The following is a 22,968-nucleotide window of genomic DNA, read 5'->3' as shown; positions in this document are numbered from 1 at the left end:
TCAATCCTGATAGAGGAGACATAGACATGGCAGCGATTACAAATGCCGGCATCGGTTCCGGACTGGATCTTGAAAGTATCATCAAAGTCTATGTCAACGCTGAGAAAGCGCCTCAGGAGGCTATTCTTAACAAGAAAGAAGAGACCACCAATACCCAGTTGTCCGGTATTGGCAAGCTCAAGTCTGCCATTTCTAGCTTCCAGGCCATCGTCAAAAAGTTGGCCGATGCCAAATCTTTTGATCAAAGCTCGGTGAATATTACCGGCCCTGATACCGACGCCTTTACCGTTGATACCGACGACGCCAGCAACGGCAGCTTCCAAATTGAAGTGCAGCAACTGGCGAAAGGCACCCGTCTAGCATCCAACCTGATGACATCTGGCTCTACCTTTGGTGCCGGTACACTGTCGTTTAGCGTTGGTGATAAAAGTGTTGATGTTACCGTTGATGCCGGTGACACCCTCAATGACATCCGTCAAAAAATTAATGATGCCAGTGGTGAACTGGGCGTCAGTGCTAACGTGGTTAACACCGATGCTGGCTCGCAGCTGACACTGACCTCCAGCACTACCGGCGCTGCCAATAACTTGACAGTGAACTACAGCGGCGACACTTCATTGGCGGCGCTGTCTACTGGGTTAAATGTGCAGCAGGCAGCCCAAGATGCGGTGATCACCGTTGACGGCGCTACGGTGTCTAATGACACCAATACCTTTGATAAGGCCATTGCTGGCGTCAGTATCGAAGCCAAGTCTGTTACCACCGGTGCTAACACCTTAGATATCAGCCGCGATACCGACAGCATTAAAAAGCTGGTCCAAGACTTTGTCGATGGCTACAACACCTTAAAAAGTTCATTAGACGACCTGGGTGCGCCAGGCAGTGGCGGTGACAGTGACGATGCTGTTCAAGGCGGCGATTTGGCCTTTGACCCGCTGGTGCGCTCATTAAAAAGCCAGGTTCAAACCTTGCTGACCGGCTCTGTGGCCTCATTAAAAGGGCAGGGCGGTATCGATAACCTCTACGGGGCCGGTATTACCTTCGATAACCAGGGCAAAATGTCCATTGCCTCCTTTGGTATCGGTAGTGGCCCCAGTGGTGACGCGCGTCTTGAAGATGCAATTAACAATAAGATTTCGCAACTTGGTCAGCTTTTTGCAGGAGACGATGGGTTAGCCGTTAAGCTTGATGGCATTCTTGACACTTACAGTGGTTCAGATGGTGCGATTTCTCAGCGCCAAACGGCACTGAACGATACGCTTAAGAATATCACCAAGCAACGTTCGGACTTAGAGAATCGTCTCAGCAACTATGAGTCGACGATGCGTAAGAAATTTGATGGCCTGGATCAGATAGTTGCCAAATACAAAGAAACCGGCAATTACTTGACCAATGCCCTGAAAGGCTTACCCACATCATCGTCGAGTGAATAAGTAGTTGTTGCCCACTGCCTAACCGAAAGGGGGACCAACCATGCGAATGAATCTTCGGCAATATCAGGGAGCGGATAAGAACGCTCGGCTGATGGAAGCCAATCCCCACCAGATCATTTTGATGTTGATGGACGGCGTTCTGGAAAAGATCGCTGTTGCCAAAGGTTGTATCGAGCGCAAAGACATTGAAGGTAAATCCAATGCCATCAATAGAGCTATTGCCTTGATAAGCGGCTTGCAAGGGGTGCTGGACACAGACTCTGAGCCGGAAGTTTCGCAGCGTTTTTCTGACTTTTACGATGTGATGACCGAAGGCCTGGTGGATGCCAGTGCGAGCCGTGATACTGAAAAGCTCGAGCAACTGATGCAGCTTTTTAGGCCCTTGCGCGATGCTTGGCGTGATATGCCTGACCCGCAAAAACAAGAAGGGTTAGACAAACTCCAGCATCGGGATGCAAACCGGCCCGCGTCATGACATTCCAGGACTGCTGCAAGCAAGTGCTTGCAGCGCATCAAGAGGTGATGAGGCTTCAGGAAACTGAAGACCAGGCCTTGCTCAATCAAGCTCTCGACAACCGCCAGAAATTGTTAGAAGCGATGATGGCTTTGCGTGACGGCAATGAAGCGGTGGTAGCCCAAGTGGCAAGACAGATCTTGAACGATGATGCACCTGTGGTTGATAAACTGGAAGTTGAACGTCAGCGTTTGGCGCGTCAGCGCCTTTCCCAAAACAAGGCCAGCAACGCGGTGAACCGCTATCATCGCGTAGCCTCTAACAAAGGCTAACAGCATGACGGATTTAATAGATGAGCTTGGAGATGACATCCAAGCACTGGAAAGCCGAGTCAAAGCGATTCAAAGTGAGCAGCGTGCTCTAGAACAGGTACAGGCGTTTAACGACAAGTTTTACCTGTTCGGCTTTGATGACGATTACCTTCTTGCCCATTACCAGGCCAACATGAAGGCATTTGAGTTCTACTTCCCCGATATTTATGCGGTGATGAAGGACTACAAGCCAAGCCGTTATCATATTGATTTGGTGGAAGGACAGCCTAATATCCGTGATGTTGAAACGGGCAAGTTCCTCTATAGTTACTCCCCTTATATCACCAGCGTGCTGCAATATCAGAGCTTTTGCCAGAACCCCAAATTTACCGATGGGGCGGTATTGTTAAACGAAACTAACGCTGCAGGCTTTTTGCATTCGCATTATCTCAATCAGCTTATTCGCCACTCCCAGCAATGTCTTGACACCCTAGATACCAAGGTATTACCCAACTCTTTGGGTGAGATGCTGGTTTTTGGTGTTGGATTAGGTTTTCATCTTGAGCAGCTCGTTCATAACCACCGCATTCGCCACCTTTATGTGATTGAGCCTGACCTAGACCTCTTTTATTCCAGCTTATTTACCACCGCGTGGCATCAATTATTGCCACTCATTGACCAACGTGGTGACACCATCCATTTAAATCTTGGCACCGACGAAGCGGACTTTTTTGATACCTACATGGCGCAAAGTGCCCGTTTTGGTATTTATAACGTGTCGCGGGCTTATGGTTTTGTGCACCACGGTAGTGAGAAGGTCAGTAAGATTTTGGCAGAATATAAAACCCGCTTTTATGAGTTAACTCATGGCTGGGGATTTTATGATGATGCGGTGATAGCCATTGCCCACCAGGGGAAAAACCTAGAAAGCCAAGCGGGCTTTTTACGTAACGATAAACCGTTGGTGTTTGACGATGTACCAGTGCTGATTTGTGCCAATGGCCCGTCGTTAGATCAGCAAGCGGACTTTATTAAAGCCAATCAAGGTAAAGCCATTGTTATTTCTTGTGGCACGGCGCTGCGTTCATTACACCGTTATGGTATTGAGCCAGATTTTCACTGTGAGCAGGAACGCACCAAAATTACGGTTGGTGTGCTGGATAAAGTCGAAGATGATGACTTTGTTGCCAAAAGGGTGCTTATCGCACCGGGTTCGGTACACCCGGAAGTCTTCGATAAATTCACTACGAAATTTCAGTTACTTAAAGACCGAGAAGCCTCCAGCTTTGCCCTGTTAACCATGGCCGGTTTTAAAGAGTCGCACGAAAGCGCCAACAATATTAACCCCACCGTGTCGAATACCGCGCTCTATGCGGCAATTCACATGGGCTTTAAAAACATTATTTTATTGGGTGTCGATCTCGGGTACCGCCCGGAAGGCCATCACCATTCTGTGCAAAGCATGTATTACGACAAGGATGGTAAGGACGTTAACTTTTTCAAGAAAACCGACGACCATGTGGTACCCGGCAACTTTGGCGGCGAGATTATTACCAATTCCTTTTTTAATTTATCTCGCGTCAACATCGAGCGGCTGCTGAATAAGCATCCCCACATCAATTGTTATAATTGCAACGACGGGGTGGCAATTAAAGGCACCCAACCTTGCCATATAGAACAAATTGCATTGGATGGCAGCTTAGATAAACAGGCATTGATTGAACAAATTCTTACTGAAAAAGTCGATGCTTGTATTACCCATGAGCAACAGCAGCAATACTGGCAAATATTAAGCCCGCAATTAGTGAATGCGGTTTGCCAAAAAATGCTGACGTTATTAGCAACGCCAGTGACTGATCGAATGGCTGCCAAGGCGCTGATGGAAGAAATGATGGAAACCCTTCGTGATGAATTTCGCGCCGGCAGACCGCAAATTTATTCTATTTTTGAAGGCAGCTTGCTCTATTTCCAATCGCTTTTGGTCAGGTTGCTGTTTAGCTCGGTCAAAGAAGAAACGGCCATTGGCTGGTTCAACGATGGCTTAATCATTTATCGCGACTTTATTGACGCTATTCCCGAGCACTATCAAGCCCATTACCAGCAACTGGATTTGCTGGACTACGATAGCTGGCGGGAAAAGCACAATGGCTGACTTTTCTGAAGTTAATCAGAGCATTATTGAACGTCGCTGGCCTGGGTTACTGGCTAAATTAACCGCCGCCAGCCAGCATGCGCAAGGCAAGGTTGAGCTGGTAGAAGGCCAGCAAAGCACCTTGAGCGTGAATGGGGTGCAGCTAACCAGCCGCCATGACAGGGTGGCTGAGGCTCGCCAGCAGTTAGCGCAATTGCCAGAAGGGGCTCGCCATTTTACGCTTTATGGCACCGGCCTTGGCGATATCCAAATGCAAGCGCTTGGCAACAGCCAACTCACACGTCTTGATGTGGTGGTGCTTAACGAGGCGATTTTTTTGTTGGTGCTGAGCCTTTTAGATCATCGCCAATGGCTTGACGACCCAAGGGTGAATTTGCAGCTGGCAGCGGAGCTTGACGACATTGCCAGCCCCTTTGTGGTGTATCCGGCAGAGCTTGAATTAGCCAGCGCTGGTAGCCGCAAAATTCGCGAGCGTTTAGTCACCGAACTTGAGGGGGCTATGGTGCGGCAGCGATTTGCCGCCGAAATCGCCAAGCAAATGCCCGCCATTGAAGACAAAGCGCCATTGTTTAGCCAAGACGGCGATGTAAAGGCGCTTTTCGGCCAGCTTAAAAGCGCCAGTGCGATAATAGTGGCGCCTGGGCCGTCGCTTGCTGAGCAATATGCTTTTCTTAAAACTCAGCAACCAAAGGTCACCCTTATTGCGGTTGATACGGCCGTCAAACCCCTGGTTGCAAAGGGCATTTATCCGGACATTGTGGTGACCCTTGATGCCCGTATTACCCCAGAGCAACTGCCTGCTCTCGACATTCCTTTGGTGTATTTCCCGCTAACGCCTAAGCACTTGCTGGATGCTTGGCCTGGCCCTCGTTATTTGGCCATGAGCGAGAGTGAGGCTTACCAGCCGCTGCGTAAACGTTGGCCAAAGACGACACTTTTTACCTACGGTAGCGTTGTTCATCCCGCTATTGATCTGGCGGTGAAGATGGGCGCTCGCGAAATCACGCTAATCGGCACCGATTTTGCTTTCAGTCAGCAGCGAACCCATACCGGTTGGCAAGACGGAGAGTTGGGCCTTGGCCATCAACAAACCGTCGAGTGGACCGTCAATGGCCGCGGTGAAAAGGTGAAAACCTTACGTAACTTAATGAGTTATCTGGTGGGGGTTGAGCGTTATATCGCTGCTCACCCAGCGGTGCAGTTTTATAACGGGTCGCTGTCCGGCGCTGTTATTCAAGGTGCACCGCCCATCAGCAGTAAGAGGGAAACAAAAGATGACTGAATTATCGGCCTATGCCGCTCGTTGCCGTCAACATGCGCAATTATTTCGCTTGGGTTTAAGCACCCAAGCGGCCATGGATCTTGTCGACACCTTAACGTCAGTGGTTGAACATTTTCCTGTTGAAGACGAAGCCAAAATACATCGGTTAAACACGCTTGTTGCCCGTATGCTGCAATGCCAGGAACATCAGGACTGGGTGGGGTTAGCTGACTACCTGGAATATGAGCTTCAAGATCTCCTGGGTACCTTGGTTCGTCACTAATCGGTGTTAATCCAGCAGGTGCCAAGCCACGGCGGTGCCTGCTGAAATATTCTCTTTGGCTTTGCGGCCGACTACCTCTTGCAAATATTTGGGTGCCAAACCATAGCCAGGTCGGATACGACGAATTTGCGCTGCTGTGACCACTTCTCCGGCTTTGATATCGGTGGCGAAGTACAGCGAACGCCGAAACCGCATATTGGCCTTTTCGCCCTCGCTGCGTTTGTCTTCACCCGTGCCAAGGGCTTGCCATGCCCCTAAGCAGTCATTAACCAACTGTGTCATCTCTGCCGGCTCTAAGGAAAAGGCGGCATCGGGGCTGTCGTCCTGGCGCGATAAAATAAAATGCTTTTCGATGATACTGGCGCCCAGTGCCACTGCGGTAGAGGCGGTTACTGTGCCTAAGGTGTGGTCAGAAAGGCCTACCGTGACGTCAAAACGTTCAGCGAGAGCTTGCATGCGCTTGAGGTTGGCGTCTTTTAGCGGTGTTGGGTAAGCACTGATGCAATGCAGCAGCGCTATCTGGCTGGCGCCGTTATCCCGCGCGCAGCTTAAGGTCTCGGCAATTTCGTCAAAATCGCTCATACCGGTGGAGATAATCATCGGCTTGCCGGTGTTGGCGATTTTGGCCACCAGTGGCAGATCGGTGGCTTCAAAGGACGCCACCTTATAAGCCGGCACCGCCAAGGACTCCAGGAAATCTACCGCCGTTTCGTCAAAGGGGGATGAAAACATCAGCAAGCCCTTCTCTTTGGCGCGGTCAAACAAGGCTTGGTGCCAATCCCACGGGGTATGGGCCTTTTCATACAGCTGATACAGGCTGTAGCCGTCCCACAAGCCGCCTTTAATTTTAAAGTCGTCTTTGTCGATATCCAGGGTCATGGTATCAGCGGTATAGGTTTGCAGCTTAATGGCCTGCACCCCGGTGGCGGCTGCCGCATCGATATGGGCAAGGGCCGTGGCTAGGGAGCCACTATGGTTGGCAGACAGCTCGGCAATGACAAAAGGCGCGTGCCCATGGCCAATTTGATAGGGACCAATATGAAAATGTTGGCTCATGGTGTGACCTCATAGTGACGCGGGCCCGTGGCATGGAAACCGGCTTTAAGAAACAGTTTTTGTGACGCCAAGTTGTCTGGGTGTACCTCGGCGACCAAGGTGGTTACCCATGCCATACGTTGCAATTGTATCAGGGCCTCAAGGCCTAATCCTTTGCCGCGCGCTTGCGCGCTGAGCAATATCGACACTTCGGCTTTATCATCAGATTGCCAGTCAAGGCGCAACATCCCTAACGGTAGTTGCGCTTGTTCAATGCACCACAGTTTGGTGCCTTTAGCGGCTAGGGTGCGGTGAAACCAGGCTTGGTGCTCTGACCAATCTGGTATGGCGCTATTACGTGAATAGGTTCTTGCCCCTGCTTCACATTGCCAGCGGTAAAGGCGTTGGCAGTCATCTTCGGTCATGGGGCGCAGCCGCACTGCCTTTTGTGTAAGGGTTTTAAGCGCGTCGATGATGCGCCAAGTTCCTTGGCCGTCACAGAGTGAAAGGGCGGCTTGGCGCATTTTTTTGCGTAAGGTTTGGCTTTGCCACAGTTCATCAAACGCCGCTAAAAAAGCGTTTTTGTCTTGCCCGTCAATATTAATGGCAACCCCTGCGCTGGCGAGGCTTTCGGCGTTGTGGCGCTGATTGTCAGCCACCACCAGTTGCAATGTTGGTAAGCCGCAGGCACAGCGTTCCCAAGCGCTGGTGCCCGCAGCGCCAATAGCAAGCCGGGCCTGGCGCATGAGGTTGCCCATTTGCTGGCTATCAATCGCCAGGGTCAGCCAAGGGTGCGCTTTGGCAAAGGCTTGCAAGGCCTCAAGGTGTGGCGCCTGGCGGCTTATGGCCAGGGTGACGGTTATGCCTTGCGTCTTTGCGCGGCTATCGAGCCACTCAAGTAACCGCAGGTTGTCGTTGTTGGCATCGATGCCGCCCAGACTCATCAATAGCTGATGCGGCTCGCCACACTCTGCTCGCGGCTTAAATTCAGGCCGCAACGGCACAAAGGCCGGGCCCAAAAAATATTTGCCCCAGGCGGGTAAGGCATAGTCTTTGGGGGTTCGGCCAAGGCTTGTGTCAATCAGCAGATCGCAGCTATGTGCACGGCACAGGTCGTCGATACACACCAGTTTCAGGGCCGGGTACTGCTGCAAAATGGCCTGTTGCCACTGCTTGTTAAGGCCATAGTGGTCAACGAGCAGTATGGCTGGCTGCGGCTCTATTTCAGCCAGTACGTCCAAACATTGCTTGGCATCTTCAAGGGGCGGCAAGGTCAGCCAACTGCCGTCGTCATCGGCGGCGGGTAACCAGTTTACCGGCATCTCATCTAGCCAGTGGAGGGCCGCGCCTGGCAGATCGCGGCAAATAAAACGCACCGGTCCCGGCCAAGCTCGGGCAATGGTCAAACAGCGACTAAGGTGGCCAAGGCCAATACGGTGAGAGCTGTCAGTGCGAACAACTAACATTGGCCAGAGGTTCGCTGGGCTGCTCATTGATGCTCCTGCGCTTTAAACATCAGCTCTGCGCGTTGCCAATCGTCCGGAGTGTCAATGTCTTGTACCCGGTGCTTAGGCAGCACCAGCGGCAAGGTGTGCGGGGCAAAAACCGGCAAGTCGTCTAAAAACGCCTTGGGGCGGCCCCAATAAAGCTGACCCGCATCATGGTAACAAGCCGGTAAATCCTGGGAGCGTGTGGTTAAGTGCTGAGGTTCACGCAGCGCCAGCCGGCCTTGAGCATCAAGGGTGACCGCCCGTTGAATAGGAAACTCAAACTCGGTCACGGTCACTACAAATGCGGCGTCCTGATGCTGATTAAGCAGTTGTTCGCCGTCACGGATCACTTGGGCGGTAAGAAAAGGCGCGGTGGCATAAATACAACAAGCCGCTTCGATAACGGCGCCATTTTGTTGCAGGGTGCGAATAGCGTGGGCGGTAACGGCATTGGTGCCGGTAAAGTCATCTGCCAGTTCCGCGGGGCGAACAAAGGGAATGTCTGCCCCTAACTCCTGGGCTAAGTCGGCAATGTCGGCATCGTCGGTTGATACCAGCACCTGGTCAAAACAGCCACTTTCTTTGGCCGCGGTAATGGACCAGGCAATCATCGGCTTACCGCAGAAAAAGCGGATGTTTTTCTTAGGGATACGCTTACTGCCGCCCCGGGCCGGGATAATGGCAACTTTCATAAGCGGGCTAGCGCCTCCAACACCTGTTGTTGCTGGTCACCACTCATATCCACAAACAGCGGCAGCGTCAGGCTTTCACGGTAGTAGCGCTGGGCACCAGGGTAAGCGGCGGGTTGCTGGCCCAGATTTTGATAATAAGGCTGGTTGGGGATAGGCACGTAGTGCAAATTGACGCCAATTCCTTGCTCGCGCAGAGCTTTGAATAAGCGCGCTTTTTCAGCAAGGGCCAATCCCGGCTGCTGGATAACATAAAGGTGGTAGCTGCAATGGCTTGGCTGGGCGATATAAAGGGGTTGCCAGGGCGAGGGCAGAGCGTCGTCGTAAATCTTAGCTAGAGCTTGGCGGCGCGCCATAAAGTCAGGCAGTTTGTTGAGTTGGCTAAGCCCCAGCGCGGCACTTAGGTCGGTCATTCGAAAATTAAAACCGAGCTCGGTCATGGCGTAATACCAATCGCCATCACTGCCAAAAGGCATTTTGTCCGCTTCGCGGGTAATGCCATGGCTACGCAGCTGCTGCATCTGCTGATAAAGGGCTGGGCTGTTGGTTAGCGCCATACCGCCTTCACCGCTGGTAATGGGTTTTACCGGGTGAAAACTAAACACACAAACATCGCTGTAAGAGCAGTGCCCAACTGCCTGCTCACCGTCTTTTGCCCCGATGGCGTGGCTGGCATCTTCAATGATTTTTACGTTGTATTGGCTGCAAATGGCTGCCAACTTTTGCATGTTAAGGCTTTGGCCTGCCAAGTGCACCGCAACCAATATTTTCGGTAGTGTGCCATGCTTGGCGGCTTGCTGCAGTTTGTCGCTAAGGGCCGCCAGGCTTAGGTTGCCTGTTGCTGGGTCAACGTCCACAAAGTCCACGTCGGCGCCGCAATAACGGCCACAATTAGCCGAGGCGACAAAGGAAATAGCGCTGGTCCACAGCCTGTCGCCCGGGCCTAGGCCCAATGCCAGGCAAGCAAGATGCAATGCCGAGGTGGCTGAATTGACCGCCACCGCAAAGCGCGCCTGGCAATAGCTGGCAACGGCCGCCTCAAAGCGAGGCACAACCGGCCCTTGCGTGAGAAAGTCGCTTTGCAACACATCAACCACGGCTTTTATGTCGCTGTCGTCGATGTGCTGGCGGCCGTAAGGGATCATTTCAATACCTTTTCATTTAACGCCTTGAGTTCGTCAATGGTCAGATAGTGCTCGTTATTCAACGAATTATATTCAAAGCCGGGCGCAACCAATTTCCCTTTTTCACCTAATGCATTGACGTCAAAATCGTTGGTGCGGCTATGAAAAGTAATGGAAGGGGAAATGACAAAATGATCGCGATATTCAAAGGTGTGATAGGAATCATCTGCCGGGCACATGACTTCGTGCAGCTTTTCGCCGGGGCGAATACCAATTTCCCGTTGCTCTAAGCCGGGGGCCATCGCCGTGGCGAGCTCGGTGATCCTGACCGAGGGAATTTTTGGAATAAAGATTTCACCACCTTGCATGCGCTGGAAATTGGTTAGTACAAATTCCACACCTTCGTCTAAGGTGATCCAAAAGCGCGTCATGTCTTTGTGGGTAATGGGCAAATGGTCATTGCCGTTGTCGATGAGTTTTTTGAAAAACGGCACCACCGAGCCCCGTGACCCCACCACGTTGCCGTAGCGCACTACAGAAAAATGGGTGGGGTGTCGCCCTGCCATATTGTTGGCTGCAACAAACAGTTTGTCAGACGCCAGTTTGGTTGCGCCGTACAGATTGATTGGGTTAGCGGCCTTGTCGGTCGAGAGGGCAATGACCTTTTTGACGTTGTTATTTAAGGCTGCGTGAATCACGTTTTCGGCGCCGGTAATGTTAGTGCGAATACATTCCGTTGGATTGTATTCAGCAGCAGGCACTTGTTTGAGTGCGGCGGCATGTACGACATAATCAACGTCTTTGAAAGCCTGGTTCAGCCGTTCGCGGTCTCTAACATCGCCAAGAAAATAGCGCATGCAGGGCGCGTCGAACTCTTGACGCATTTCAAACTGCTTTAATTCATCCCGGGACAGCACTATCAGCCGCTTGGGTTTATATCGCGCTAAAATTTGGCGAACAAACATGTGGCCAAAGGAGCCGGTACCGCCGGTCACAAGAATGGACGAATTGTCAAACATGCCTTATCTCCACTATGAGGCTGGCTGATGGGGTTAAAAGCAAAATGCGCGCCACAACGCAAAACAAAAAGATATTAGAATTAATCTTGGCTGAATACTGGCATCTGCCCAAGCTGGACGGCATCATTAAGCGTCAGAGCGCCCTATGCATTGGCGCTTTTTCCTACTATAACAAATGCTTGCATACTGTATGCAGCGACTCACACAAGCACATGGTTTAGTAAGGCATGCAGACCCAACTCGGATTCCTGGTCGTCGATGCTGATCAGGAACGTCAGAAAACCGTACACACATTACTGGAATTCATCGGTGAGCACTGCGCAAGTATGGCTCCGGACGCCTTGTCTGCCAGTCAGTCATTACTGCCTTGCCGTGTCGTTGTCGCCGGTGAAGCCGTTTCAGAGGACTGGCTCAATGGCTGTCAGCGACCCTACATCACCTTAGGTTGGCAACCGGATAACGCGAATGGCGCTTTTTTAGGTGCCCTTAATCAGCCTTTCAAGCTGAGCCAGTTTCAAGAACTGCTGCGGTTGTTGTCGCGTCGGCAACATGTGGCGCATGAGCCACACGTTAGTAGCGGCAGTGACGCCCGTTTGTTCCGCTCTTTGGTGGGCACCAGCAAGGTGATGCAACTGGTACGGCAGATGATTGGCCAGGTAGCGCCAACAGATGCCTCAGTGCTGATTTTGGGTGAATCTGGTACCGGTAAGGAAGTGGTGGCCCGTAACCTGCATTTCCAATCGGCCCGTAAAGATGGGCCCTTTGTGCCTGTTAACTGCGGCGCTATTCCGCCAGAGCTGCTGGAAAGCGAGCTGTTTGGCCACGAAAAGGGCTCGTTTACCGGCGCTATCGCTGCCCGCAAAGGCCGCTTTGAGCTGGCCCAGGGCGGCACACTCTTTCTTGATGAAATAGGCGATATGCCCCTTAACATGCAGGTAAAACTGCTGCGGGTGCTGCAAGAAAAAGTCTTTGAGCGGGTCGGTGGCGGCAAGCCCATTAAAGCCGACGTGCGTATTGTGGCGGCAACGCATCGTGAACTGCCAAAAATGATAGAAGAAGGGCGGTTCCGGGAAGACTTGTTCTATCGCCTCAACGTGTTTCCCATCGAAATGCCGGCGCTGCGTGAACGGGTGGATGACATTCCGCTGCTGGTCAACGAATTGCTGTCGCGGCTGGAAGCCGAAGAGGGTAAAAACCTGAACTTTGCCCAAGGTGCCCTGGAGTCGCTGGCCCAGCACCCCTGGCCAGGTAACGTGCGTGAATTGGCTAACTTGGTGGAACGGCTGCTTATTTTGCATCCCAACCAGCAAATTGATGTTGGCCATTTACCGCGTAGTTATCAGTACGGCGAGGTCAGCCAGTTTGACGAGGCCCAGGAAGAAGCGCTGGAGCGGGAAGCCTTGATGTCGATTTTCCTCGACGAACCTGTTGCCGAGCCCGAGGTGCCTGCGGCTGCCGAGGCACCAACCGCTGAAGCGGCGAGTGCTGCCACCACCTTGCCACCTGATGGTATTAACCTCAAAGAAATGCTGGCCGAGCTGGAAACAGACCTTATCTGCCAGGCGCTGGATAGCAGCGACAACGTAGTGGCCCGCGCGGCAGAAATGCTCGGTATGCGCCGTACCACCCTGGTTGAAAAAATGCGCAAATACGGCTTAAACAAATCCCTCGAATAAGGCTGATTTACCGGGTGTCAAATCCTTGGCGCCCGGTTAAAATCCTTTCATCTCAATGTAAAATAAAGAGTTTTTAACTTGGCACGCCTTTCGCATTGACCCTGCCATCAGGTTCAAGACGAGAGGTGAGTTATGTCTTTGGCACAACAGTGGTACCCGGCAACCGAGCCGGCCGCTAAACAACTCGACAAGCTGTTAAGCATTCTGCCGGTCGGGGTCGTGGTGCTGGACGGTAATGGCTGGGTGACCGAAGCCAACACCACCGCCGTATCGCTGCTGGGTGAACCCTTGCTGCAATGCAAGTGGCTGGATGTGGTTACCCGTGCCTTTCGTCCCCGTGAAGATGACGGTGCCGAGGTGTCGTTGGTTAATGGCCGCCGGGTCAAACTGGACATTTGCCCTATTGAGGGTGAACCAGGCCAACTGATTGTGATCTCCGACCTTACCGAAACCCGCAGTCTGCAAACGCGTATGGCACACATGCAGCGGTTATCGTCCCTTGGCCGCATGGTGGCGTCACTCGCTCATCAAATTCGCACGCCGCTGTCGGCTGCCATGCTCTATGCCGGCCAGCTCAATAAAGACTTGCCCGATGCTACCCACGACCGCTTCCAACACAAATTGGTGGCGCGGTTAAAGGACTTGGAAAGTCAGATGAACAACATGCTGCTGTTTGCCAAAAGCGGCGACCAAAAAGTGGCAGACAAGCTCAGCGCTGGCGAGTTGGTCAATCAGCTGCAAGCTTCGGTTGAATCCATGCTCGAAACCCATCATGGCGAGCTGGACATTGACAACGGTGCCGCCGATGCTCGCCTGCTGGGCTCGGCCAGCGCGCTGGTGTCAGCACTGGGTAACTTGATTCATAACGCCCTGCAAGCCGGTGCCCACAAGCTCACGCTTAGCGTAACTCAGCAAGCGCCATGGCTGTCCATTTCGTTGACCGATGACGGCCCCGGCATTCCCGAAGAATTACTGTTTAAAATCGCCGAACCCTTCTTTACCACCAAAAGCCACGGCACTGGCCTTGGCTTGTCGGTGGTGCGTGCTGTTGCCCAGGCCCATGGTGGCCAACTGCATATGGCCAATGGCGACCAAGGGGCTCGAATGACCCTCATCCTACCGCTCGTGGAGGACAACGCATGACTCAGGTATTGATTGTTGAAGACGACGCCGCGCTGTCAGAAGCCCTGGTTGATACCCTGGAACTGGCTGGTTTTGCGGTAAAAAGCGCTATCAATGGCGAAGAAGCCTTGCTGGCATTAAAAGCCAGTGACTTCCAAATTGTGGTGTCTGACGTGCAAATGGCCGGCATGGATGGCATGGCGCTATTGCGTTCGGTGCGCAAAACCTACCCAGAGTTGCCGGTGCTGCTGATGACCGCCCATGCCAAGGTAAACGATGCCGTTGAAGCCATGAAGCTTGGCGCCATTGATTACATGGCCAAGCCGTTTGCGCCAGAAGTGCTGATTAACATGGTTAGCCGCTACGCCCTTAGCGAGCCCGATGACGACAAGGGCCCGGTGGTGGCAGATGCCAAAAGTCTGGCGCTGTTAAAACTGGCCGACAAAGTTGCCAAAACCGATGCCACCGTGATGGTGCTGGGCCCAAGTGGCTCCGGTAAAGAAGTGCTGGCGCGCTACGTGCACCAGCATTCCGAGCGCGCTGCCAATCCTTTTGTCGCCATTAACTGCGCGGCCATCCCCGACAACATGCTTGAAGCAACCTTGTTTGGTTATGAAAAGGGCGCCTTTACCGGTGCCATTCAAGCTTGCCCCGGGAAATTTGAGCAAGCCAACGGCGGCACCTTGCTGCTTGATGAAATTACCGAGATGGACTTGGGCCTGCAGGCGAAATTGCTGCGGGTACTGCAAGAGCGGGAAGTCGAGCGCTTAGGAGGCCGTAAAACCATTTCCTTGGATGTGCGGGTACTGGCCACTTCCAACCGCGATCTTAAAGAAGCGGTGGCCGAAGGGCGTTTTCGTGAAGATTTATATTACCGCCTGAATGTGTTCCCGCTGACCTGGCCTGCTCTTAAAGACCGGCCCGATGACATTGTGCCCTTGGCGGCGCATCTGCTTGGCCGTCACTGCCGTGGCCTGGTGCCAGAGCTGTCTGCAGCGTCTGCTGAGCAGCTTAAGCGCCATAACTGGCCGGGTAATGTGCGTGAGCTTGATAACGTGATGCAGCGGGCGCTGATTTTAAGCGACGGCTTGGTGATCGAGCCCGAGCACTTGTATATCGAATCCGCCCCGGATGCCGAGCTTGAACTGCCGAACACCGACGGTTTATCCGGTGAGCTTAAGGCGCAGGAAGCGCAGATCATTATTGATACCTTGGAAGCCTGTAATGGCTCGCGTCAGGCGGTTGCCGAGAAGCTTGGTATTAGCCCCAGAACCTTGCGTTATAAGCTCGCCAGGCTGCGTGATGCGGGGATCAGCATCCCTGCATAAAACTTGGCCTGCCACTTGCAAGAAGGTGTTTGTCACAGTCACTAACGACGGAATAATGACATGAAGATCGGTGGTGAAAACTCAGCCTTGCTGCAACAGATGCAGTCACTTATTAACCAAGCGCAAGGCCCTCGTGCCAGCTTGGAAACACAAAATACCGACAGCGTGGCCAGCTTGGGCCAAAGCCAAGCGCCGCGCTCGGTACAAAGTGACTTTGCTAACCTCTTTACTCAGGCACTGGACAAGGTTAACGGTCTCCAGCAAGATGCCTCGGCGAAACAAACCGCCGTTGAAATGGGTGACCCCAAGGTGTCTATTGCTGATGCCATGATCGCCAGTCAAAAATCAGGCATCGCTTTCCAAGCCACCATCCAGGTACGCAACAAGTTGATTCAAGCGTACCAGGATGTGATGAACATGCCGGTGTAAGGAGTAGTACGTGGCGGACGAGAACACCCAACTGGCCACCGTCGGCAATGCCGCGGCGCCGGTGCCTGCAGAAGCAGTTGAAAACACCAGCAGTAACAACACTGTGGGCGGCGGTAGCGATACTGGCGAGCAAAGCTTTAGCTTGATGTCCAACCTCGGCAATGCCGATATGTTGCGTCAAGTCAGCTTGATTTTGGGTTTGGCTATTGGTCTGGCACTGGTGGTACTGGTGTTCCTGTGGGCCAAAGAGCCTGATTATCGTCCCCTTGGCCGTATGGAAACCGACCAACTGGTTTCTACCCTCGATTTTCTCGACCAACACAAATTCACCTACAAAGTCGAAGGTAACACCGTATCGGTGCCTGATGGCGACTATCAAAAAATCAAACTGGCCATGACCCGTGCCGGTTTGAGCAGCAACCAAGAAAGCGACAACGGCGACGATATCTTGATGAAAGATATGGGCTTTGGTGTTAGCCAACGCCTGGAACAAGAGCGCCTGAAGTTCAGCCGAGAAAAACAACTCGCCAGCGCCATTGAGCAATTAAGAGCGGTGAAAAGAGCGCGGGTGCTGCTGGCCATTCCCAAAGAGTCGGTGTTCTTGCGTGAGCGTCAAAAGCCCTCGGCTACCGTGGTGCTGGCGCTGAGTAATGGCTTGACCTTAAAGCAAGAAGAAGTGGATTCCATCGTTGATATGGTGGCCTCTGCCGTGCACGGTTTGAGCCCGGATAAGGTTACGGTAACCGACCAAAATGGCCGTCTGCTCAACTCCGGCAGCCAAAATGCCATGGCCGCAGAATCTCGCAAGGAATTAGAGCTGGAAACCGCTCGCGAGAAGCAGTACATGGACAAGGTTGATTCCATCATGATCCCGGTAGTGGGCCTGGACAACTATACCGCTCAGGTGGACGTGTCCATGAACTTTACTGCCGTCGAACAAACCCAAAAACGCTACAACCCTGACCAGCCGGCGGTGCGTTCAGAAATGGACGTTAAAGAAAACCGTGGCGGCAGTACCGCTGGCGGCGTGCCCGGTGCGCTGTCTAACCAGCCACCAGTGGATTCACAGATCCCGGAAGATGCCACCAATACCAAGGCTAATACCGTACAAACGCCAGGCTCTAGCCGCTCTGAAAGCACCAAAAACTATGAATTGGATACCACCATCAGTCATACCCGCCAACAAGTGGGCACCATTGACCGGATGACGGTATCGGTAGCGGTGGACTACAAGAAACAAGTGGGCGCCGACGGCAAAGTGACCGAAGTGCCACGCAGTGCCGACGAATTGGCGAGCATTAAAAAGCTGTTGATGGCGGGCCTGGGCTTAGACCCAACCCGTGGTGACAGCCTGGAAGTATTGTCGGTGCCCTTTGCGCGCCCGGATACAGGCCTTGATGAGCCCATTCCGTTCTACCAAACCGGCTGGTTCGCCCGTTTAGCGAAAGTGCTGGCCGGTGCCCTTATCATTATCGTGCTGATTTTCGTGGTGGTAAGGCCGCTTCTGAAACGCCTGCTGGGTGGCAACGCCCAAGATACTGACCTGGCGCTGGCTGGTGACATGGGAATGGGTGGCGGCGGCGACGCGTTAGAAAGCTTCTCCGGTATGGACGGTGAAGATGCCTTGGCGCCGGGTATTACCATGGTAGGTGGTGTACAGTTGCCTGACCTTCGTAAAGACGAAGAAGTGCTCAAAGCAATTCGTGCCTTGGTGGCGAACGAACCCGAGCTGTCGGCTCAGGTGGTCAAAGGGTGGTTAACAGACGATGGCAAATGAAGTCGCAGAGAAAAAGACCTTTGATGTCAGCAAACTCAATGGCATTGAAAAAACGGCCATTTTGCTGCTGAGCCTCACCGAGGAAGATGCCGCCTCTATTTTGCGCCACCTAGAGCCTAAGCAGGTGCAGAAAGTGGGCATGATGATGGCGTCGATGGAAGACTTCAGCCAAGACAAGGTGATGGCGGTCCACAAACAATTTATTGAGGACATCCAGCAGTATTCGTCCATTGGTTTTGACTCCGAAGACTTTATCCGTAAAGCCTTGAACCATGCCTTGGGTGAAGACAAAGCCGGCGCGCTTATCGACAAAATTATTCTCGGTGGCAATGCCAAGGGCCTGGAATCGCTGAAATGGATGGATGCGCGCCAAGTGGCCAGCATCATTCAAAACGAGCACCCGCAAATTCAGACCATCGTACTGTCGTATCTCGACCCGGACCAAAGCGCCGAGATTTTGTCGCAGTTTGTTGAGCGTGACCGCTTAGACCTTTTAATGCGTATTGCCAACCTCGAAGAGGTGCAACCGGCGGCGCTGCAAGAACTTAACGAAATTATGGAAAAGCAGTTTGCTGGCCAAAGTGGCGCGCAAGCGGCGAAGATGGGCGGCTTGAAAGCCGCTGCCAACATCATGAACTACCTCGATACCGCCGTCGAAAACCAGTTGATGGAAGGTATCCGCGAAGCCGACGAAGAGCTGAGCCAACAAATTCAAGACTTGATGTTTGTTTTTGAAAACCTGGCCGACGTGGACGACAGGGCCATTCAGACGCTGCTGCGTGACATTCAGCAAGACACCTTGATTAAAGCCCTTAAAGGCGCCGATGACGGCCTGCGTGAAAAGATGTTCAAGAACATGTCGAAACGGGCCGCCGATCTGATGCGCGACGACCTCGAAGCCATGGGCCCCATTCGCTTGTCGGATGTGGAAGTGGCCCAGAAAGAGATCTTGAGCATTGCCAGACGCTTGTCGGATGCAGGTGAGATCTCCTTGGGTGGCGGCGGTGCCGATGAATTCCTCTGATTAGGTGAACGACGTGAGCGACGATATTCAGCGTTGGGAAGGCGACGACTTTACTCCGCCCTCGCAGGACGAAGTGTCCAAGGCGCTGCATATTCACAGGCGTAAGCAGGGCCAGGACGCTGAGCCAGAAACCGCGCCAAGTCGGCCGCAAGGGCTGAGCATCAGCGAACTGGAAGGACTGCGTGCCGACGCGGTAGACGAAGGTTTTGCCGAAGGCCGCGAGCAGGGCTTAAAAGAAGGCCATGAAGAAGGTTTTGCCCAAGGTCATCAGCAAGGCCAGGAGCGGGGCTACCAGCAAGGCTTGCAAGACGGCCTGCAAGCCGGGCAACAACAAATTGCCGATGCGGTAAACCACTGGCAAGCCATGGCCGACCAATTGGTTAAACCCCTTGATGACCGCGACCAGCGTCTTGAAGGACAGCTGGTTAGCTTGCTGGTGGCTGGCATGCAAGCGGTGCTGGGCCATGAATTGAAAACCGACCAAGATATTATCCACCACATGATCCGCCAAGGTATCGAAGCGCTGTCTGATGACGACACCGCCATTACCATCGAAGTGGCACCTACCGATGCGCGCTTGCTGCATCAGCAATACAGCGAGGAAGACCTCAAAGACCGGCGCTGGAAAATTCGCGAAGAGCCAACCCTTCGCCATGGCCAATGCCGTATTGACGCTGGCCAATCCTTGGTAGAGGTCGACTTGCAAGAACGGCTGCGTATTTTGTGCCAAGGGCTACTGACCGAGGCAGGGCTGAGCCGTGAAGGAGATTGAACGTCGGCACTTGGCTGACAGCCTAAGCCGTTACCAACGGCTAATGCAGGTGCCAAAACCCAGCGTCGCTGGGCGTTTGGTACGGGTGGTTGGCTTAGCCCTTGAAGCCCAGGGGTGCCGCGCACCCATTGGCTCCCTTTGCCGCATTGAAGGCCACAGCCAAGATGTTGAGGCCGAAGTGGTGGGCTTTGGTAACAACACCCTCTATTTAATGCCTAACCAAGATGTGTCGGGCATTCTGCCCGGTGCTCGGGTCACCCCCCTTGGCGTTTCCGCCACCTTGCCGGTGGGCATGAGCCTGCTTGGCCGGGTGGTAGACGGCCTAGGCCGCCCCCTTGATGGCCAAGGCCCGGTGCGGGCTGAAAACCGTGTTGGCTTTAAGGGCCGGCCTTTGAACCCGCTTACGCGCCGCCCCATTCGTCAACCCCTTGATGTGGGGGTTCGGGCCATTAATACCATTTTGACCGTTGGCCAAGGCCAGCGGATGGGCCTTTTCGCCGGCTCCGGGTTGGTAAGTCAGTGCTGCTGGGCATGATGACCCGTGGCACCAGCGCAGATGTGATAGTGGTGGGCCTGGTGGGGGAGCGGGGCCGTGAGGTCCGTGAATTTATTGACGAAATTTTAGGTGTTGAGGGGCGCCGCCGGGCAGTAGTGGTGGCCGCCCCCGCCGATACCAGCCCATTAATGCGGCTAAAAGCCTGCGAAACGGCCTTAACCTTTGCCGAGTATTTTCGCGACCAGGGCCTTAATGTGCTGCTGTTGGTTGACTCATTAACCCGCTACGCCCAGGCGCAGCGGGAAATCGCCTTGGCGGTGGGTGAACCGCCTGCGACCAAAGGCTATCCGCCGTCGGTGTTTGCCAGGTTGCCCGGGTTGGTTGAACGGGCAGGTAACGGTGGCGACGGCCAGGGCGGTATTACGGCCTTTTTTACCGTGCTTTCTGAAGGTGATGACCTGCAAGATCCGGTGGCGGATGCCGCCCGTGCCATTTTAGATGGCCACATTGTGCTGTCACGGGCCCTGGCCGATAGCGGCCATTATCCGGCCATTGATATTGGTGCTTCGGTTTCTCGGGTGATGCCGCAGGTCACCACTGAAGAGCATCAACTGCAGGCGCGCCGGGTAAAAGCGCTATTTTCAGCTTACGAGCAGTCGCGGGATCTGATCCAGGTGGGTGCTTACCGCCAGGGTTCCGACCCCAAAGTCGATACCGCCATTCGGCTGCGCGATCCGATGAATTTATTTTTACGCCAGGCCATGCAGGAAGTTTGTCCTTATGACGAATGCCTGCAAGCCTTGGAATTGTTGGCTAAAGCCGCCGGGGAGGGTGCATGAGTAAATCATTAGAGCTGGTGTTCGATCAGCGTAAAGACACCGAAGACAAAGCCCTGGCGCAATTGGCGCAAGCCCGTGAAGCCTTGGCGGCATTGCAAGGCAAAATCAATACCTTGCAGCGTTATCGCAACGACTACCTGCGTGAAATGCAACAAAAAGCCGGTAGCGGCCTTAATGCGGTGAACATGGTGCACTACCAAAACTTTGTTGCCCGTTTAGATAGTGGCCTTGACGATCTGCAAGGGCAGTTGGTGCAACACCAGCAAGCGGTTGCCAGCCGCGAAAATGACTGGCGTATCGCCCGCCAAGAAACCAAAGCCATTGCGCTATTGCTGGAGCGCAAACAGCAAGAAGCCAATCTACAGGCGCAGCGCCGCGAGCAGCGGGAATTGGATGACTTGGTGAACCGTAAGGTTGGAACGCCAATTGCATAGTCTTAACCATCTGATTGGTATTGGACCGTCCTATGCAAGTCTCAGCGCTCACTCAACACAATGCAGCTGCCGATAACAGCTCGAAAACAAAAGAAAAAGGCAATGATCATTTTGCCAACCTCTTTGGTAAGGCGATGGACAACGGCGGCAAATCGGTGCCGGCTGCACGCCATGAAAAGGCAGCCGAAGCTCAGCAAGCCCATCAGCAACGTAAAAAGGCTGAGCAGGCCAAAAGCGACCATGACAAAGCCGATGCTGCTGACAAAGCCGATGCTGGCGATAAAGCCAAGGCAGCAGACAAAGCCAAAGATGCTGCGCAGAGTGAAAAAACACCGGTAAAAGGGGAAAAGTCGGAGCATGGCCTACAAGAAGCCAAGGCCAAGCACGACAGCAAAACCCACGCTAAAGACAAAGACGGCAAAGGTGAGCACGCTAAGAAAAAGGGCGAGGACGGGGATGCGCTCATTAACTTAGTGGCTTTTGCCCAAACTCAGCTTAACGACGATAAAAAGACCAGCGACAAAGACGGTGACGAGATGCTTGCACATTCAGCTTCACCGCATTCTGGTAAAGCCGCCGTATTACAGGCCCTGGTTAAAGGTGCTGGTAAAGGCGATGCTGACGCTAAAGGTGATGACGACAAAGACGCATCACTAGACGGTGACGGCAAAGCCTTGAAAGGTAAGGCGGATGGCGACGGCGACAAAGATGCCAAAAAATTGGCACAAAGTGACGACAAACCGCTTTTTATCAAAGACGCTGCCGGTAATTGGGTGGAAGTGAAAGCGGCCGACGATAAAGCCAAGGCTGCCGCCAGTGCCCAGTTAGCGGATGAGCAAGACAGCAAAACGCCGCAAGGCGAGGCACTCTTAAGCGGTTTAAAAGCGAAAACCGCGGCGGATAAAGACAAAGCCGAATCGAGCGCGAAAAGCAGCCAAGCAATGACTGCCTTACTGCAAGGCCGCGCGGCGAAAGCTGCCAATCAAGATCAAGATGACGCAAACGCCGTCAGCGATGTTGATGGTAAAACCGATAAAGCAGATAAGAAAAAAGACGCCAAAGTAGGTGACCTGAGTAGCCTATTGGCCGGGCTTGATGGCAAAGCCGCTGGCCAAGACCATAAAGGCCTGGCGCCTGTTGTTGCCGGTAGTGCCCACCCTGGTGATGTCAGTAAAATAGCCGCGGCCCAGCCGCAGCACGCCCATGGCATTGAAGCCCTGGCCGGCCAGCAACCGGATAACTCGGCAGCAACTGGCAATAACGGCAACAACCAGCCGATGCAAAATGCGCCATCGCCTCTGGACGGCCCTAAAGATACCAGCCAGCAAGCCAATGCTGATAAGAGCCAACTGATTGCCCAAAACCGTTTTGCCGATGCGTTAACCGACAAAATTGGCATGATGCTGTCAAAAAACCTCAAGCACGCCCACATTCAACTGGACCCACCAGAGCTGGGGAGCTTGATGATCCGCGTGCAGGTGCATCACCATGATGCCCAGGTCCAATTCCAGGCCAGCCATGCCCAAACTCGCGAGTGGTTACAAGATGCCATGCCTAAGCTAAAAGACATGATGGCAGGCCAGGGCTTTAACTTGGCGGACGGTCAGGTTCGCGACCAAGCCAATAACAATAATGGCGGTGATGGTCGCCAGGGACAGTGGCAGGGCCAGAACAACGGTGGTTTCTGGACGGGTGATGAGGGTGAAGTTGATGAAAGCTTGCCCTATCGTTATACCCTGACCCCTGATGGGCTTGTTGATGCCTACGCCTGAGCCAATAGCTAAGGTAAAGTAGGGGAAGGATAAAATCGGATAGAGAAC

Annotated in this window: 20 protein-coding genes and 1 pseudogene; 16 read left to right on the top strand and 5 right to left on the bottom strand. The window is 53.3% G+C overall.

The genetic code is table 11. From position 1 onward, the window contains the following. Positions 1–26: 26 nt before the first annotated feature. From fliD to DW350_RS12550, 6 genes are read left to right on the top strand one after another with little or no spacing between them, the layout of a single operon-like run. Positions 27–1,433 carry a flagellar filament capping protein FliD gene (gene fliD, locus DW350_RS12575; RefSeq protein WP_115719230.1) on the top strand — a complete coding sequence of 469 codons (1,407 nt, stop codon included), beginning with the start codon at positions 27–29 and terminating at the stop codon, positions 1,431–1,433. Between the two features lie 40 nt (positions 1,434–1,473). After that, positions 1,474–1,908, top strand: coding sequence for a flagellar export chaperone FliS (gene fliS / locus DW350_RS12570; RefSeq protein ID WP_115719229.1), 435 nt, complete (start codon positions 1,474–1,476; stop codon positions 1,906–1,908). Positions 1,909–1,955: 47 nt separating this feature from the next. Beyond that, positions 1,956–2,219 carry a hypothetical protein gene (locus tag DW350_RS12565; RefSeq protein WP_115719227.1) on the top strand — a complete coding sequence of 88 codons (264 nt, stop codon included), beginning with the start codon at positions 1,956–1,958 and terminating at the stop codon, positions 2,217–2,219. A gap of 4 nt (positions 2,220–2,223) precedes the next feature. Further along, positions 2,224–4,350: a motility associated factor glycosyltransferase family protein gene (locus DW350_RS12560; RefSeq protein WP_115719226.1), complete on the top strand. Its 2,127-nt coding sequence runs from the start codon at positions 2,224–2,226 to the stop codon at positions 4,348–4,350. Continuing rightward, on the top strand, positions 4,343–5,632 hold the full coding sequence (locus DW350_RS12555) for a motility associated factor glycosyltransferase family protein (RefSeq protein WP_115719225.1): 1,290 nt from the start codon (positions 4,343–4,345) through the stop codon (positions 5,630–5,632). Before DW350_RS12560 ends, DW350_RS12555 begins: the two co-directional genes overlap by 8 nt. After that, positions 5,625–5,894, top strand: coding sequence for a DUF8042 domain-containing protein (locus DW350_RS12550; RefSeq protein ID WP_115719223.1), 270 nt, complete (start codon positions 5,625–5,627; stop codon positions 5,892–5,894). Before DW350_RS12555 ends, DW350_RS12550 begins: the two co-directional genes overlap by 8 nt. Positions 5,895–5,900: 6 nt before the next feature. Here the strand turns inward: DW350_RS12550 and pseI are convergent, their stop codons facing one another. Genes pseI through pseB form a run of 5 tightly spaced genes read right to left on the bottom strand, consistent with a single transcriptional unit; the run spans position 5,901 to position 11,251 of the window. Then, positions 5,901–6,950, bottom strand: a complete 1,050-nt coding sequence (gene pseI / locus DW350_RS12545; RefSeq protein ID WP_115719222.1) for a pseudaminic acid synthase — start codon at positions 6,948–6,950, stop codon at positions 5,901–5,903. Continuing rightward, positions 6,947–8,422: a UDP-2,4-diacetamido-2,4,6-trideoxy-beta-L-altropyranose hydrolase gene (gene pseG, locus DW350_RS12540; protein ID WP_115719221.1), complete on the bottom strand. Its 1,476-nt coding sequence runs from the start codon at positions 8,420–8,422 to the stop codon at positions 6,947–6,949. The genes pseI and pseG overlap by 4 nt, the downstream gene beginning before the upstream one ends. Then, positions 8,419–9,111, bottom strand: a complete 693-nt coding sequence (gene pseF / locus DW350_RS12535) for a pseudaminic acid cytidylyltransferase (protein ID WP_115719219.1) — start codon at positions 9,109–9,111, stop codon at positions 8,419–8,421. The genes pseG and pseF overlap by 4 nt, the downstream gene beginning before the upstream one ends. Then, positions 9,108–10,253 (bottom strand): UDP-4-amino-4,6-dideoxy-N-acetyl-beta-L-altrosamine transaminase, encoded by a 1,146-nt coding sequence (gene pseC, locus DW350_RS12530; RefSeq protein WP_115719218.1) that lies wholly within the window; start codon positions 10,251–10,253, stop codon positions 9,108–9,110. Before pseC ends, pseF begins: the two co-directional genes overlap by 4 nt. After that, positions 10,250–11,251, bottom strand: coding sequence for a UDP-N-acetylglucosamine 4,6-dehydratase (inverting) (gene pseB / locus DW350_RS12525; protein WP_115719217.1), 1,002 nt, complete (start codon positions 11,249–11,251; stop codon positions 10,250–10,252). Before pseB ends, pseC begins: the two co-directional genes overlap by 4 nt. Before the next feature lie 227 nt (positions 11,252–11,478). Here pseB and DW350_RS12515 point away from each other — a divergent pair, with 227 nt between their 5' ends. The 10 genes and pseudogenes from DW350_RS12515 to DW350_RS12470 all read left to right on the top strand — a co-directional run bounded on the left by DW350_RS12515 (position 11,479) and on the right by DW350_RS12470 (position 22,920). Beyond that, entirely contained in the window at positions 11,479–12,927 is a 1,449-nt protein-coding gene (locus tag DW350_RS12515; protein ID WP_115719214.1) for a sigma-54 interaction domain-containing protein, read from the top strand. A 132-nt stretch (positions 12,928–13,059) separates the two neighbouring features. Next, complete coding sequence (locus DW350_RS12510) at positions 13,060–14,070, top strand: sensor histidine kinase (protein ID WP_115719213.1); 1,011 nt, start codon at positions 13,060–13,062, stop codon at positions 14,068–14,070. Further along, a complete protein-coding gene (locus tag DW350_RS12505; protein WP_115719211.1) occupies positions 14,067–15,377 on the top strand; it encodes a sigma-54-dependent transcriptional regulator in 1,311 nt (436 codons plus the stop codon). The genes DW350_RS12510 and DW350_RS12505 overlap by 4 nt, the downstream gene beginning before the upstream one ends. A gap of 60 nt (positions 15,378–15,437) precedes the next feature. Next, entirely contained in the window at positions 15,438–15,806 is a 369-nt protein-coding gene (gene fliE / locus DW350_RS12500; protein ID WP_115719210.1) for a flagellar hook-basal body complex protein FliE, read from the top strand. Between the two features lie 10 nt (positions 15,807–15,816). Then, positions 15,817–17,583 (top strand): flagellar basal-body MS-ring/collar protein FliF, encoded by a 1,767-nt coding sequence (gene fliF / locus DW350_RS12495; RefSeq protein WP_115719208.1) that lies wholly within the window; start codon positions 15,817–15,819, stop codon positions 17,581–17,583. Then, complete coding sequence (gene fliG / locus DW350_RS12490) at positions 17,573–18,607, top strand: flagellar motor switch protein FliG (RefSeq protein WP_115719207.1); 1,035 nt, start codon at positions 17,573–17,575, stop codon at positions 18,605–18,607. The genes fliF and fliG overlap by 11 nt, the downstream gene beginning before the upstream one ends. Positions 18,608–18,620: 13 nt before the next feature. Continuing rightward, positions 18,621–19,379 carry a flagellar assembly protein FliH gene (locus DW350_RS12485; RefSeq protein ID WP_192954672.1) on the top strand — a complete coding sequence of 253 codons (759 nt, stop codon included), beginning with the start codon at positions 18,621–18,623 and terminating at the stop codon, positions 19,377–19,379. 43 nt (positions 19,380–19,422) lie between these two features. Beyond that, positions 19,423–20,714, top strand: a pseudogene (gene fliI / locus DW350_RS12480) (flagellar protein export ATPase FliI). After that, positions 20,711–21,148 carry a flagellar export protein FliJ gene (fliJ, locus tag DW350_RS12475; RefSeq protein ID WP_115719205.1) on the top strand — a complete coding sequence of 146 codons (438 nt, stop codon included), beginning with the start codon at positions 20,711–20,713 and terminating at the stop codon, positions 21,146–21,148. Before fliI ends, fliJ begins: the two are co-directional and overlap by 4 nt. A gap of 32 nt (positions 21,149–21,180) precedes the next feature. Then, positions 21,181–22,920 carry a flagellar hook-length control protein FliK gene (locus DW350_RS12470; RefSeq protein ID WP_115719204.1) on the top strand — a complete coding sequence of 580 codons (1,740 nt, stop codon included), beginning with the start codon at positions 21,181–21,183 and terminating at the stop codon, positions 22,918–22,920. The last annotated feature ends 48 nt before the right edge of the window (positions 22,921–22,968 follow it).

Source organism: Gallaecimonas mangrovi, assembly GCF_003367375.1.
Lineage (GTDB): Bacteria > Pseudomonadota > Gammaproteobacteria > Enterobacterales > Gallaecimonadaceae > Gallaecimonas > Gallaecimonas mangrovi.
This window is presented reverse-complemented; position numbering and strand designations above follow the sequence as displayed.